16 protein-coding genes and 1 pseudogene are annotated in these 13,371 nt (G+C 27.4%); 12 read left to right on the top strand and 5 right to left on the bottom strand.

Annotated features, from left to right (window positions below; all coding sequences use genetic code 11):
* The first annotated feature begins 16 nt into the window (after window positions 1–16).
* The 3 genes from ACIJYF_RS07280 to ACIJYF_RS07270 all read left to right on the top strand — a co-directional run bounded on the left by ACIJYF_RS07280 (window position 17) and on the right by ACIJYF_RS07270 (window position 2,261).
* Window positions 17–859, top strand: a complete 843-nt coding sequence (locus ACIJYF_RS07280; RefSeq protein WP_435116496.1) for a sulfotransferase domain-containing protein — start codon at window positions 17–19, stop codon at window positions 857–859.
* 242 nt (window positions 860–1,101) lie between these two features.
* On the top strand, window positions 1,102–1,656 hold the full coding sequence (locus ACIJYF_RS07275; RefSeq protein ID WP_435116494.1) for a tetratricopeptide repeat protein: 555 nt from the start codon (window positions 1,102–1,104) through the stop codon (window positions 1,654–1,656).
* Window positions 1,657–1,658: 2 nt separating this feature from the next.
* Window positions 1,659–2,261, top strand: coding sequence for a 2OG-Fe(II) oxygenase (locus tag ACIJYF_RS07270; protein WP_435116492.1), 603 nt, complete (start codon window positions 1,659–1,661; stop codon window positions 2,259–2,261).
* On the opposite strand, the gene hslU is transcribed toward ACIJYF_RS07270, so the two are convergent.
* Together hslU and hslV are read right to left on the bottom strand one after the other, a co-directional pair.
* A complete protein-coding gene (hslU, locus tag ACIJYF_RS07265) occupies window positions 2,251–3,624 on the bottom strand; it encodes an ATP-dependent protease ATPase subunit HslU (protein WP_435116490.1) in 1,374 nt (457 codons plus the stop codon). The genes ACIJYF_RS07270 and hslU overlap by 11 nt on opposite strands.
* Window positions 3,624–4,139 (bottom strand): ATP-dependent protease subunit HslV, encoded by a 516-nt coding sequence (gene hslV / locus ACIJYF_RS07260; protein ID WP_023649225.1) that lies wholly within the window; start codon window positions 4,137–4,139, stop codon window positions 3,624–3,626. Before hslV ends, hslU begins: the two co-directional genes overlap by 1 nt.
* A 90-nt stretch (window positions 4,140–4,229) precedes the next feature.
* Here hslV and hisB point away from each other — a divergent pair, with 90 nt between their 5' ends.
* From hisB to ACIJYF_RS07225, 7 genes are read left to right on the top strand one after another with little or no spacing between them, the layout of a single operon-like run.
* Window positions 4,230–4,820 carry an imidazoleglycerol-phosphate dehydratase HisB gene (gene hisB, locus ACIJYF_RS07255; RefSeq protein WP_297680697.1) on the top strand — a complete coding sequence of 197 codons (591 nt, stop codon included), beginning with the start codon at window positions 4,230–4,232 and terminating at the stop codon, window positions 4,818–4,820.
* 5 nt (window positions 4,821–4,825) lie between these two features.
* On the top strand, window positions 4,826–5,452 hold the full coding sequence (gene hisH / locus ACIJYF_RS07250) for an imidazole glycerol phosphate synthase subunit HisH (RefSeq protein ID WP_435116488.1): 627 nt from the start codon (window positions 4,826–4,828) through the stop codon (window positions 5,450–5,452).
* Window position 5,453: 1 nt separating this feature from the next.
* Window positions 5,454–6,179, top strand: a complete 726-nt coding sequence (gene hisA, locus ACIJYF_RS07245) for a 1-(5-phosphoribosyl)-5-[(5-phosphoribosylamino)methylideneamino]imidazole-4-carboxamide isomerase (protein WP_435116485.1) — start codon at window positions 5,454–5,456, stop codon at window positions 6,177–6,179.
* Window positions 6,172–6,927 (top strand): imidazole glycerol phosphate synthase subunit HisF, encoded by a 756-nt coding sequence (hisF, locus tag ACIJYF_RS07240; RefSeq protein WP_435116483.1) that lies wholly within the window; start codon window positions 6,172–6,174, stop codon window positions 6,925–6,927. Before hisA ends, hisF begins: the two co-directional genes overlap by 8 nt.
* A gap of 1 nt (window position 6,928) precedes the next feature.
* Window positions 6,929–7,201 (top strand): phosphoribosyl-ATP diphosphatase, encoded by a 273-nt coding sequence (hisE, locus tag ACIJYF_RS07235; protein ID WP_435116481.1) that lies wholly within the window; start codon window positions 6,929–6,931, stop codon window positions 7,199–7,201.
* A complete protein-coding gene (locus tag ACIJYF_RS07230) occupies window positions 7,198–7,563 on the top strand; it encodes an HIT domain-containing protein (RefSeq protein ID WP_435116479.1) in 366 nt (121 codons plus the stop codon). The genes hisE and ACIJYF_RS07230 overlap by 4 nt, the downstream gene beginning before the upstream one ends.
* Window positions 7,560–8,063, top strand: a complete 504-nt coding sequence (locus ACIJYF_RS07225; protein WP_435116477.1) for a GNAT family N-acetyltransferase — start codon at window positions 7,560–7,562, stop codon at window positions 8,061–8,063. The genes ACIJYF_RS07230 and ACIJYF_RS07225 overlap by 4 nt, the downstream gene beginning before the upstream one ends.
* Here ACIJYF_RS07225 and ACIJYF_RS07220 read toward each other — a convergent pair.
* Together ACIJYF_RS07220 and ACIJYF_RS07215 are read right to left on the bottom strand one after the other, a co-directional pair.
* Window positions 8,060–8,605 carry a LolA family protein gene (locus ACIJYF_RS07220; RefSeq protein ID WP_435116475.1) on the bottom strand — a complete coding sequence of 182 codons (546 nt, stop codon included), beginning with the start codon at window positions 8,603–8,605 and terminating at the stop codon, window positions 8,060–8,062. The two genes, ACIJYF_RS07225 and ACIJYF_RS07220, sit on opposite strands and share 4 nt — an antisense overlap.
* The gene (locus ACIJYF_RS07215; protein WP_435116473.1) at window positions 8,605–10,689 is read right to left on the bottom strand and encodes a DNA translocase FtsK; all 2,085 of its coding nucleotides are present in this window, start codon (window positions 10,687–10,689) and stop codon (window positions 8,605–8,607) included. The genes ACIJYF_RS07220 and ACIJYF_RS07215 overlap by 1 nt, the downstream gene beginning before the upstream one ends.
* A gap of 62 nt (window positions 10,690–10,751) precedes the next feature.
* Between ACIJYF_RS07215 and ACIJYF_RS07210 the strand changes: the two genes are divergently transcribed.
* Complete coding sequence (locus ACIJYF_RS07210; RefSeq protein ID WP_435116471.1) at window positions 10,752–11,831, top strand: FAD-dependent monooxygenase; 1,080 nt, start codon at window positions 10,752–10,754, stop codon at window positions 11,829–11,831.
* 1 nt (window position 11,832) lies between these two features.
* Here ACIJYF_RS07210 and ACIJYF_RS07205 read toward each other — a convergent pair.
* A pseudogene (locus ACIJYF_RS07205) lies at window positions 11,833–12,471 on the bottom strand (LON peptidase substrate-binding domain-containing protein).
* A gap of 44 nt (window positions 12,472–12,515) precedes the next feature.
* On the opposite strand from ACIJYF_RS07205, the gene ACIJYF_RS07200 reads away from it, so the two are divergent.
* A complete protein-coding gene (locus ACIJYF_RS07200; RefSeq protein ID WP_435116469.1) occupies window positions 12,516–13,370 on the top strand; it encodes a sulfotransferase domain-containing protein in 855 nt (284 codons plus the stop codon).
* Window position 13,371: the final 1 nt, after the last annotated feature.

The raw sequence follows: 13,371 nt of genomic DNA, 5'->3' as shown, positions 1-13,371 counted from the left end.
ATTATTGTATCATAAAATGATTATCTGGCTTGCATCATATCCAAAAAGTGGAAACACATTAATGAGAAGCTTCTTATCCTCATATTTTTTTTCTAAAGATGGTATTTTTAATTTTGAGCTATTAAAAAATATCAAACAATATCCAAATGGTGATTTATTCGCGCAATTAGGAGTAAACATAGCTGACCCACATGAAATTGCCAAAAATCATATCCGAGTTCAAGAATTTATTAATAAAGATAAAAAATCATTCAAATTTTTAAAAACACATTCTGGCTTTTTAAAAATGGATGGTTTTAGTTTTACTGATTTAGCCAATACGCTTGGAGTTATTCATATTGTTAGAGACCCTAGAGATGTTGTCGTTTCTTTTGCGCATCACAACAATCAATCAATCGAAAAAACTGCTGAAATGATTAATAAAGATTTTGTTTTGAATGATGCCGATTTAAAAGATAAAATACCAAAATATATGGGCTCATGGTCGTTAAATTATAATTCATGGAAAACTTTTGACAAAACAGGAAAATATCTACTAATAAAGTTTGAGGACTTGATTAAAGATAGAGAAAAAAATTTTAAAAAAATATTAAATTTTATAAAAGTACTTACAAAATCTAATTTTGAAATAAATGATAAAAAAATTGATATCATTTTACAAGAAATTGAGTTTGAAAAATTAAAAAAATTAGAGGAAAAAGAAGGGTTTAATGAAGCTAGGATTGATGATAAAGGAAATAAAATAAGGTTCTTTAGAGAAGGAAAAAGTAATAGCTGGAAAAAAACATTAGATCCAATTATTAAAACTTCGATCGAAGCTGTTTGTCAAAAAGAAATGAAAGAGCTGGGTTATCTATAAAATTTAAAGTATAAATTTTGAAAGATCTGTATCTTTAATTAGATTATCTAAATTTTTATCAATATATTCTTTGTTGATAATTATCTTTTCACCAGAGCGATCGGTTGCAGTAAAGCTAATTTCCTTTTATATTTTTTTAAAGAATAAAAAATAATTATTTGGATAGCTTCATACCCTAAGAGCAGGTATAGTTTAATGAAGAATTAGTAGATTTAAGTTATTTATAATTTTTTAAATTCAAAATGAAAAATTTAGAAGATAAAAAAAAAATTAATTTGCATAAAGTTACAGAGCTTAAAAATACTGGAAATTTTTTAGAGGCAATTAAGATTTTAAAAAGAGTTCTGGTTGAAGATCCTAATTTTACACCAGGTTTAAATGATATTGCAAATTGCTATTTTCAGCTCAATGAGCTTAATCATGCTGAAAAATATTATTTACTCAGTCTTAAAAATGAACCTCTTAATATACAGATACTTAATAATTTATCTTTACTATACCTAAGAAGCAAATACCTAGATAAAGCATTACCAATTCTTAAGAAATCTTTGGATATTAAAATTGATCAGTTAAATATAGTTGAAAAAATTGGGTACTGTTTAATTGAATTAAATCTTTATTCAGAAGCAAATATTTTTTGTAAAAAGTTTTTAGAAAAATATCCTAAAAATAATTTTTTAATTTCCTATTATGAAAAAAGTTTGTTTAAACTTGGAAAAAACGTAGAGGGATTAAAATTTTTGCAAAAAAATACTGGATTTATACAATTTGATGATGATGTAATTAAAATAGTTTAAGTATGAAAAGAATTAATTTTACAACAAATGAAAATCCTCATTTTATTGGTGCATGGAATATTTTAGATAATAATCTTTGTAAAAATATTATAGATTTTTTTGAAAACAATCCTGAACTCCATAAAAGAGGTAGAACAGGCTCTGGAATTAATGAAGAAATAAAAAAAACAACCGATATTACAATTTATCCTAAAAGCTTAAAAAATAAGAATTATGAAGTATTTAATAATTATTTTAAACGTTTAAATGAATGTTTTCTAGATTATAGAGAGCAGTTTCCTTATTTAAAATCATTTATTAAAAAAATTAATATAGGACCTTTTAATATTCAAAAATATAACTCGGGAGATCACTTTTCTAGGGTTCACTCTGAACGAACAGATGTAACAACATTACATAGATTATTTGCATGGATGACTTATTTAAATGATGTTGATCAAAAAGATGGAGGAACTACTGATTTTGATTATTATAAAATTAAAATTAATCCAGAATGTGGAAAAACGTTGATATGGCCTGCAGAGTGGACTCATGCTCACGCAGGTTCTATTTTAAAGCGTGGAAAGAAGTATATAATTACAGGATGGATAGATTTTAAAGTATAAATTTTGAAAGATCTGTATCTTTAACCAAATTATCTAAATTTTTATCAATATATTCTTTGTTGATAATTATCTTTTCACCAGAGCGATCGGTTGCAGTAAAGCTAATTTCATCTAAAATCTTTTCAATTATTGTATGAAGTCTTCTAGCTCCAATATTTTCAACAGTAGCATTTACCTCAGAAGCAATATTTGCAATTGTATCGATGCCATCATCTGAAAACTCAAGATCAACATTTTCAGTTTTTAATAAAGCCACATATTGCTTAATTAAACTGAAATCTGGCTCTCTTAAAATTCGTTTAAAATCATCGCTAGTTAATGCTTCTAGCTCTACTCTTATTGGAAGACGCCCTTGAAGTTCAGGCAAAAGATCAGACGGTTTTGCAAGCTGAAATGCTCCTGATGCAATAAATAAAATATGATCTGTTTTGATTGGACCGTGTTTAGTGTTAACTGTTGTTCCTTCAATTAATGGTAACAGATCTCTTTGAACACCTTCACGAGAAACATCTCCACCAACCCTATCAGTTCTTGCAGAAATTTTATCAATTTCATCTAGAAAAACTATTCCATTGTTCTCTGTTGATAACTTTGCTGCTTTAATAATTTTATCTTGTTCAATTAATTTATCTGCTTCATCATTAATTAAAATTTCATGAGATTCTTTAACTGTCATCTTCTTCTTTTTTTCTTTATTTCCCATTGATTTACCAATCATTTCACCAATGTTAATCATACCAACGTTAGCTCCAGGCATTCCAGGAATTTCAAAAGAAGTGTTATTTGATCCAGTATCGCTTACTGCAATTTCAATTTCATTATCATCTAGATCTCCATCTCTAAGTCTTTTTCTAAAACTTTCTCTTGTTGCTAAACTTGCTTTTTTACCAACTAAGGCATCTAAAACTTTTTCTTCAGCAGATTTTTGTGCTTGAGGATGAACTTCTTTTCTCATTTTTACTTTTTCCATGCCAATTGCAATTTCAATCAAATCTCTTACTATTTGTTCAACATCTCTTCCAACATATCCAACTTCAGTAAATCTTGTTGCCTCAACTTTAACAAATGGTGCCTCTGCTAGTTTTGATAATCTTCTAGAAATTTCTGTTTTACCAACACCAGTTGGTCCAATCATTAAAATATTTTTTGGTAAAACTTCATTTTTCATTTCGCCCTTGAGAGCCTGCCTTCGCCATCTATTTCTTAATGCTACTGCTACAGCTTTTTTAGCTTTGTTTTGGCCAACTACAAATCTATCTAGTTCAGAAACAATTTCTCTTGGAGATAATGAACTGACCAATGAGCTTTCCTCTTTTGCACTTTTATCTTTAGGAACTAAAGGAGTTACGTTTGAATTTTCCATTAAATTTTTAAAACCTTAATATTATCATTTGTAAAAACACAAATTTCAGAAGCAACCTTAATAGCTTTTTTTGCAATTTCTTCTGCACTTTTATCTGTTTCCATTAAAACTTTTCCAGCAGCTAATGCATAATTACCACCTGATCCAATTCCAATTACATCTCCTTCTGGTTCTAAAACATCACCAGTTCCGGATATAATATAGCTATTATCTTTGTCCCCAATAGCCATCAATGCCTCTAATCTTCTAAGGTATTTATCTGTTCTCCAGTCTTTTGCTAATTCAACAGCTGCTCTTGAGAGATTACCTGCATGTTTTTCAATTTTAGCTTCTAATCTTTCAAATAAAGTAAGCGCATCTGCAGTTGATCCTGCGAAACCAGCTACTACATCTCTTTTTTCAATTTTTCTAATCTTTGAAGCAGTACTTTTGACAACAGTATTTCCCATACTTACCTGTCCATCACCAGCTACTACCACTTCATTATTTTTTCTTACCAGTACAATTGTAGTCATGATTGATAAATGGTAACTAATTTTTATACTTCAAGAGTTAATTGCTGATATTGATATAGTGAGATTATGCATGTATACCTCTAAAAATATATGTCTAGAAAAGGAAAAGTATCCAGAAAAACTAAAGAAACTAGTATTAGTGTTGAAGTGAATATTGATGGTAAGGGTAAATACCAAATTGATACTGGTATAGGCTTTTTAGATCACATGCTTGAGCAATTATCCAAGCACTCTCTTATAGATTTAAAAGTAAAAGCTAAAGGAGATACTCACATTGATCTTCATCACACAACAGAAGATACAGGGATAGCAATTGGTGAAGCTTTAAAAAAAGCTGCTAAAAAATTTGTTGGTATTAAAAGATATGCACATAGAGTTATCCCAATGGATGAAACGTTAACTAGAGTTGCAATAGATGTCTCAAACAGACCTTATTTAATCTGGAAAGTAAAATTAAAAGTTGAAAAACTTGGTGAGATGGACACAGAACTATTTAAAGAGTGGTTCCAGGCATTTTCACAATCAGCTGGTATTACGATGCATGTTGAAAATATTTATGGAGACAACAGTCACCACATAATCGAGTCTTGCTATAAAGCATTAGCAAGATCATTGCGAGAAGCATTGGAGATGGACCCTAGAAGTAAGAAAAGTATTCCATCTACTAAAGGCTCATTATAAGTTTAATGAATGTCACAATCGTTGATTATAACTCTGGCAATATAAGCTCAGTAATAAACTCCTTTAAGGAAGTTGCCAAAGATTCAGTAAATATTGAAGTTACTTCAGATTTTAATAAGATTAAATCAAGTGACAAGATAGTATTACCTGGTCAAGGATCGTTTAAGAGCTGCATTGACGCCCTAAACAGCATTAATGGCTTGGTTGATACTTTAAGTGAATTTGCGATAAATAACAAAAAACCTCTTCTTGGAATTTGTGTTGGGTTACAAATGTTTGCAGATATAGGCTATGAAGAAACTGAGACCAAAGGCCTTGGCTGGATAACAGGAAAGGTATCAAAAATTAATAATCAAAATGGAAGATATAAACTACCTCATATAGGCTGGAACCAAATTAATATATTAAAAGATAGTAAGATTTTTAAAGATATAGACAATAATTCTCATATGTATTTTGTCCATAGTTATGAATTTATACCTGAAGATAAAAAAGTAATTTCGGCAACAACAAATTATTCATCAAATATTGTATGTTCTGTTGAAAAAGAAAATATTTTTGGAACCCAGTTTCATCCAGAAAAAAGTGATAAAATTGGATTACAAATAATTCAAAACTTTATAAATTTATAAAATGAAAATATTTCCTGCAATTGACATTAAAGATAAAAAATGTGTGAGGTTAGTTAAAGGAGAATTTGACAACAAAACTGAATACGAAATGTCTCCTATTGAACAAGCTAGCAAATATAATGACCATGGTTTTAAACACTTACACATAGTTGATTTAGATGGGGCTTTAACTGGAGAAACAGTTAATCTTGATATTATCCAAGAAATAGTTAGCAAATTTGATCTTCAAATTGAAATTGGTGGAGGAGTAAGAAACTTTGAAAGCATTCAGAAATATACTGATGTTGGCGTTGAAAAAGTTATTTTAGGAAGTGCTGCCATAAAAGATAAGATCTTTCTAAAAGAAGCTTGTGAAAAATTCTCAAATAAAATTGCTTTGGGGCTTGATGCAAAAGATGGATATTTGTCTGTCTCAGGTTGGAAAGAAAATTCAAACCAATTAACTTTAGATTATTTGAAAGAGGTTAATGAATATGGTGCTAGCAGATTAATATATACTGATATTAATAGAGATGGGATGAAGCAAAGTCCTAATTTTGAAGAAACAACTAGAGTTGCGAACATATCGAATTGCCCGGTAATTATATCTGGAGGAGTTTCGTCTGTTGATGATATTAAAAAAGCTAAAGAATTAAATAATAAGAATATTGAAGGTATTATAGTTGGTAAAGCTATATACGATGGTGATATTAAATTAGAGGAATTAGTAAAGGAATTAGATGCTTAAAAACAGAATAATACCTTGTTTAGATGTTAAAAATGGGCGTGTAGTTAAGGGTATTAATTTTGTTGATTTAAAAGATGCTGGAGATCCAGTTGAGCAAGCTAAAATTTATTCTGATGGTGGGGCAGATGAAATTTGTTTTCTAGATATTACTGCTTCCAATGAAAATAGAAACATTATTTATGAAGTAGTAGAAAGAACTTCTAAGAAATGCTTTGTCCCTTTAACTGTTGGAGGAGGAGTTAGAAGCGTTGATGATATTAATAAATTATTAAACTGTGGCGCAGATAAAGTATCAATTAATACTGCCGCAGTTCAAAATTCAGAGGTAGTAGTAGAAAGTTCTAAAAAATTTGGCTCACAATGTATTGTTGTTGCGATAGATGCTAAAAAAAATTCTGATAACTGGGAAATTTTTACTCATGGCGGAAGAAATAATACAGGAATTGATGCAATAGAATTTGCAGAAAAAATGGAAAATAGCGGTGCAGGAGAGTTATTAGTAACATCAATGGATAGAGATGGTACCCAAGTTGGTTATGATATTGAATTAATTTCTAAGATATCTTCTAAAGTAAATATTCCTGTTATTGCTTCTGGTGGAGTTGGTAATCTTGATCATTTAGTTGATGGAATTAAATTAGGAAATGCAAGCGCAGTTTTAGCAGCATCTATATTTCACTATGGAAAACATTCGGTAAAAGAGGCCAAGGAATATTTGGACTCAAAAGGAATACCTGTTAGAATTTAGAATGCTTAGTACATTAGAAAATTTAATAAAGCTTGCTCGAGAAAGAAAGACATCACCTGTAGAAGGGTCTTACACAAATAAGTTGCTTACAGATAAATCTTTAAGCAAAGCAAAAGTTTTAGAAGAAGTTGATGAATTAATTGAAGCAATTGAAGAAGATACAAATAAAATACACGAAGCTGCAGATGTTTTTTATCATTTATTGATGTACCTAGAAGCCAATGATGTAAAAATCGAAGAAGTTATGAAGGAATTAGAAAAAAGAAAAAAATGAGTTATGATGATAGTAATATCTTTGCAAAAATATTAAGAGGCGAAATACCTTGTAATAAAATTTACGAAGATGAATTCATTTTATCATTTCATGATATTAATCCTAAAAAAAAAATTCATGCTTTGGTAATCCCAAAAGGAAAATACGTTGATCTGGATGATTTTAGTTTAAATGCTGCTCCTGAGGAGATGGTTGGGTTGATTAAAGGTTTAAATATAGTTGCAAAAAAGTTAGGTATTTCAACAGAAGAAGGTAAGGGCTATAGAGTATTGGCCAATATAAGTGATCATGGTGGTCAAGAGGTTCCACACTTACACTTTCATTTGTTTGGAGGTGAAAAAGTTGGAAAAATGGTTGAGTGACACAAGAGGTTCAAAGAAATTATTTAGAAATAAAATCAATTCAAGATCTAAATAAGGTAATCAAACCTAATGAAGATTGTTCTTTAGATTTATTAGAACCAATAAATTTTCAACTAAATAAATTTTTTTATAAAAACATTGGAAAAAAATATAAATGGATTGATCGTTTAATTTGGACAGAAGCTCAATGGATAAATTATGTCTCTAATAAAAATGTCAAAACGTACATATTTAAATTTAAAAACGATTTAGCTGGTTTTTTTGAATTGATATCTCATGGTGAAATAAAAGAAGTTGAGATTGCTTATTTTGGATTGTTAGAAGAATTTCAAAATAAAAGGCTAGGATCATATTTATTATATCAAGCAATTCAAAAATCTTTTAATGGAGGTATCAATAGAGTTTGGGTTCATACATGTTCCCTAGATCACAAAAATGCTTTAAATAACTATATTGCCAGAGGTATGAAAATATTTAAAACTGAAATTATAAAAATTTAGTTTTGTGAAGGTAATTCAAATAAATCTTTATTAACTTTTTGATTCTTCTTAATTGAAGAAATATAAGTAACATTTATATTTTGATAGATATCTTTTGTTTGCCATCCAACTAAATCAAAATTCTCATTATCAAAAAATATATTTATTTCACTTTCTTTTTCTATGATTTCAAAATTTATAAATGTTTTACCCAATGTATGTTCTTTTAAATTTTCTATTTTTTGTATTAAAAAATTTTTATCTAATATCAAGTTAAGTGGTGTTTGATTTAAGGGGTATCTATAAAAGCTAGAAATAGTTTTAATTACTAGTGATTTGCCATTAGAAACTAAAATTTTATTATTTTTTTGATATTCGCAAAATATTTTTTTAGGATATTGAATCGTACAATTTCCAATTTCTACTTTTCCATTAATATTTTGTTCAAAATCAAAATTTAAGTTTTCAGTATTTTGCAAATTTTCTAATATTTTATCCTTATTACTTGCTTGAACACCAGATATCAAAATCAAAAAAAAACAAAACAAAAAGTGTTTAAACATTAAAGCACATCTCTTTTACCAACATGATTTGCTTTACTTACAATACCATCAGACTCCATCATATCTATAATTCTTGCTGCACGATTGTAACCAATCTGAAGTTTTCTTTGTAAAAATGATGTTGAAGCTTTTCCTTCTGATCTAATAATATCTAATGCTTGTGCATATAACTCATCTTTATCACCTTGAATTTGACTGTCGCCAAATTCTTTTTCATCTGCAAAGTTTAATATTTCATCAATATAATCTGGTTCAGCTTGGGCTCTTAAAAAATTATTAATCTTTTCAATCTCATTATCTGAAACAAAGGGTGCATGAATTCTTACTATTCTATTAGCAGAGGACATATAAAGCATATCTCCTTTACCTAATAGTTGTTCAGCACCTTGTTCTCCAAGAATGGTTCTACTGTCTATTTTTGATGTAACTTGAAAAGATATTCTAGTTGGAAAATTAGCTTTAATAGTACCAGTAATCACATCAACACTTGGTCTTTGAGTGGCCATTATAATATGAATACCAGCAGCACGAGCCATCTGGGATAATTTTTGAATATAATTTTCAATTTCTTTACCTGCAACTAACATTAAATCTGACATCTCATCAACGACAACAACAATGTAGGGCATTGGCAGCTTATGTTTAGCGTTATACCCATCAATATTTCTCACACCCTCTTTAGTCATTAATCTATATCTGCTCTCCATTTCTTTAACGACCCAACCAAGAACAGAGGCTGCTTTTTTGGCTTCTGTAATCACTGGACAAAGTAGATGTGGAATTCCTTCATATGTAGATAGCTCTAGCATTTTTGGATCAATTAAAATAAATTTACACTTATCTGGTGTGTGTCGATAAAGTAGAGATAATATAATAGTATTAATACAAACAGATTTTCCAGACCCAGTAGTTCCAGCAATAAGAAGATGGGGCATGGAAGCTAAATCACCTACAACTGGTTTTCCAGAAATATTTTTACCTAGTGCTATTGGTAATTTAATTTCTTTTTTCTTAAAATCAACGTTACCTAAAATTTCACTTAAATACACATTTTCTCTTATGTTATTTGGAAGTTCTATACCAACAGTATTACTTCCAGGTATTGTGGCTATCCTAGCAAACTCCGAACTTGTATTTCTTGCTATGTCATCTGATAGATTTATAATCTTAGAAACTTTTACTCCAGCTGCAGGCTCGAATTCATTAAGAGTAACCACAGGGCCATGGCTAACTTTTTTAATATTTCCACTAACGCCAAAGTCCATTAGTATTTTTTCTAAAAATGTTGGGTCATGAGTTTCATTTTTTTCGAAACTTTCCCTCTCTTTTTTTGTTGGAATCTTTAACAAATCAAGACTTGGTAATTTAAATTTTATTTTTACTTCAGATTTATTTTCACTTTTTATAAAAGGTAAATCTTCTTGAATAAGATTTTTAATTTCATCTTGAGGAATGTACTCATTAATTATTTCACTCTTATCCGTATAATTTCTATTATTTTTTTTCTTTAAAAGGTTAAAAGTTTTGTTTATAAATTCATAAAACTTTTTTGGATTAAAATTGATACTAATGAGAAAAAAAATTAAAGTAATTAAAATTAGAACATAAAAAAAAATTTTTTCATTAATTGACACTAAAGATCCAAGAAATGATTGATTGAGATATTCTCCAACAAAACCACTATTACCATTTATGTATAGAGAATATGCATCAGAATAATAATAACTTAAAAAAAACGTTCCAAATATTAAGTATAAAATTGCAAAAAAATGATTTTCAATTAATAAAAAAAAATCTTTTAATCTTATAATATTAATTCCAGTGATTATTAATGTGAATGGAATTAAGTAAGCCATCAATCCAACCGATTGAAAAAATAAGTCAGATGTAAAGCTACCCTTGAAACCCATCAAGTTTTCAATATTTGTAGTTTCAGGAAAAATGAAATTAGGATCTTTCGGCGAGTATGTTAATAGTGCCAAAAATAACATTGCACCCACCAAAAAAATTAAAATCCCAAATATTTCCGCCAATCTTTTAATGGCAAAATTAAGCAATAAATTAGCAGTTTTTTTAATATTCATATAAATGAATCAATTTAATCACTTTGTATCATCTAATTTTTATTGTTAAAATTAAAAATATTATGACAGTTTGTATACTTGGTAATGGATTAACTGCTTTAACTTTAGCTAAAGCTTTAGTTAATTATAAAATTGATGTTGATGTGCTTTCTAATAAAAAGAATTATAAAATTAATACTTTAAGAACTATTGGTATTACAAAAAATAATTTTGATTTTTTTAACAAAAATATAACTAATATTGAAAAAATTGTTTGGAAGCTAAAAAGAATTGAAATTTTTTCTGAAAATTTAAAAAAGGAAAAACTAATAAATTTTAAATCAAATAATGATCAACTTTTTTCAATTTTTAAAAATCATAAATTATATAAACAATTAGAAAAAGATTTATCAAAAAATAAATTTTTTAAGTCAAAATTTTATAAAGAAAAAAATTTTTTTACATTAGGCAAATATGATCTTATAATTAATTGTGATTCATTTAATTTTATTACTAATCAATACTTTAGTAATAAAATTGTTAAAAAATACAATAGTAACGCATACGTCACTATAATTAAACATGACAAAATTTTAAACGATACTGCTGTTCAAATTTTTACAAAAAAAGGACCTCTAGCTTTTTTACCTATATCTAACACAGAAACATCAGTTGTTTATTCTGTTTATAATGTGAATAATTATAAAAATGAAAATATTGAACAAATATTAAAAGATAAAAATTTTAAGTATAAAATTAGAAAAATAGAAAAAATTGATAGTTTTGAGTTAAAGTCATTAAATTTAAGGAGATACTATCATAAAAATATATTAGCATTTGGAGATTTACTACACAAAATTCACCCTTTAGCAGGTCAAGGTTTTAATATGACTATAAGAGATATCCAGGTTCTTTTAAAAATTATTAAAAAAAAAATAGATCTCGGTTTACCATTAGATACTTCTGTTAATTCAGAATTTCAAAAACAAATAAGACATAAAAATTTAATTTTTTCTCAAGGTGTGGATTTAATTCATGAATTTTTTAGCATTGAAAGAATAATGAAAAATAGTTTTTTAAGTAAGTCATTAAAGACTGTTAGTAATTATCCAGCAATCAATAAAATATTTACTAAAATTGCTGATAGGGGTGTTTTATTTTAATTTACTGAAGAGTGGTATTATTGAACACATCGTACGTATAAGTGCTTAAAATTTCAGCTATTTTATTTTTTCTTATATTAAGATTTTCTGCTTCTAATAACATTTGTTTTTCTTCAAGAGAAAATGGAGAAGCCATAGCTAAAGCATTAATTATTTCATCTAAACTCTGTTTCTCAAGTTCTTTCCAATTTATTATAAATCCTCTTTTTTCAAATAAAGATTTTAGATCTTTAAAAATTAATTCTAGATCAGAAAATTTAATTTGTTCTTTTTTATCTACAAGATCTCCATTAAAATCATTAAAATCAACCTCATATTGTCTATAATTTTTATTAGATTTAATTTCTTTAATTACATTAAATCTAATTAAACCTTTCAACTCAATCATGTACCTTCCATCCTCGGTCTCTTTAAAACTTGTTATTTTTCCTAGACAACCAATTTTATGTAAAATAGGAGGCGTATACTTATCCTTTATTTTTTTGGGCTAAATCATACCAATAAATTTATCTGACTTCATACTGTCATTAATCATATCGATATATCTTGGTTCAAAAATATTTAATGGGACTGTCGTTTTTGGAAAAATAATAAAATTACTTAACGGAAAAACTGGAATTATTTTGGGAAGATTTTTCATATTTTTTTACAAAACTAATATTATTAATCTATAATATTTATACAATGATATTTTGGATTGCATCGTACCCTAAAAGTGGAAATACATGGCTAAGAGCATTATTAAGTTCTTATTATTATACTGAAGATGGAAAATATCATCAAAGTATTATAAAAAAAATTGGTCAATTTCCTGAAAAAAGACACTTTGAAAGTTTTGAATATGATAAAAATATTGTAACTGATACATCAAAATATTGGCTTAAAGCTCAAGAAAAAATTAATTTAGATAATACACTAAGATTTTTTAAAACTCATAATTCTTTTGGAGCACTTAACAATCATCATTTTACAGATCAAAAAAATTCAATAGGGGGAATTTATATTGTTAGAGATCCACGAAATGTAATTACGTCTCTAAAAAATCACTATGAACTAAATGATGATGAGGCACTAGTATGGATGATGAATGAAAAAAATTATATTTACGATGTTAGTAATTTTGAAGAGGATGGATATAGTGATTTTCAATTTATAAGTTCATGGAACATGAATTATAAATCATGGAAAGTACAAAGCAAAATACCTATAAAAATAATTAAATATGAAGATTTGCTCAATGAAACATTTGTAATTGTTAAAGATATTATAAAATTTATTAATCAAACAACATTTATCAATAATAAAATTAATATTGAAAAGTTAAAAAATTCTGTAAGCTCAACATTTTTTGATAAACTTAAAGATGATGAAAAAAAAAATGGATTTTCCGAGTCTATAATTTCAAAAAAAGATAAAAACAAAATACCTTTTTTCTTTTTAGGCCCAAAAAATGATTGGAAGAAAATTTTAGACGATAAAATAAAAAATAAAATTTCTAGTATTTATGAACAAGAATTGAAAGAATTAGAGTACAACTAAG

This window comes from Candidatus Pelagibacter bacterium nBUS_49 (genome assembly GCF_051200925.1).
Classification (GTDB): domain Bacteria; phylum Pseudomonadota; class Alphaproteobacteria; order Pelagibacterales; family Pelagibacteraceae; genus Pelagibacter.
Note: the sequence above shows the minus strand (reverse complement) of the source record. Positions and strands in the feature narration are given on the sequence as shown.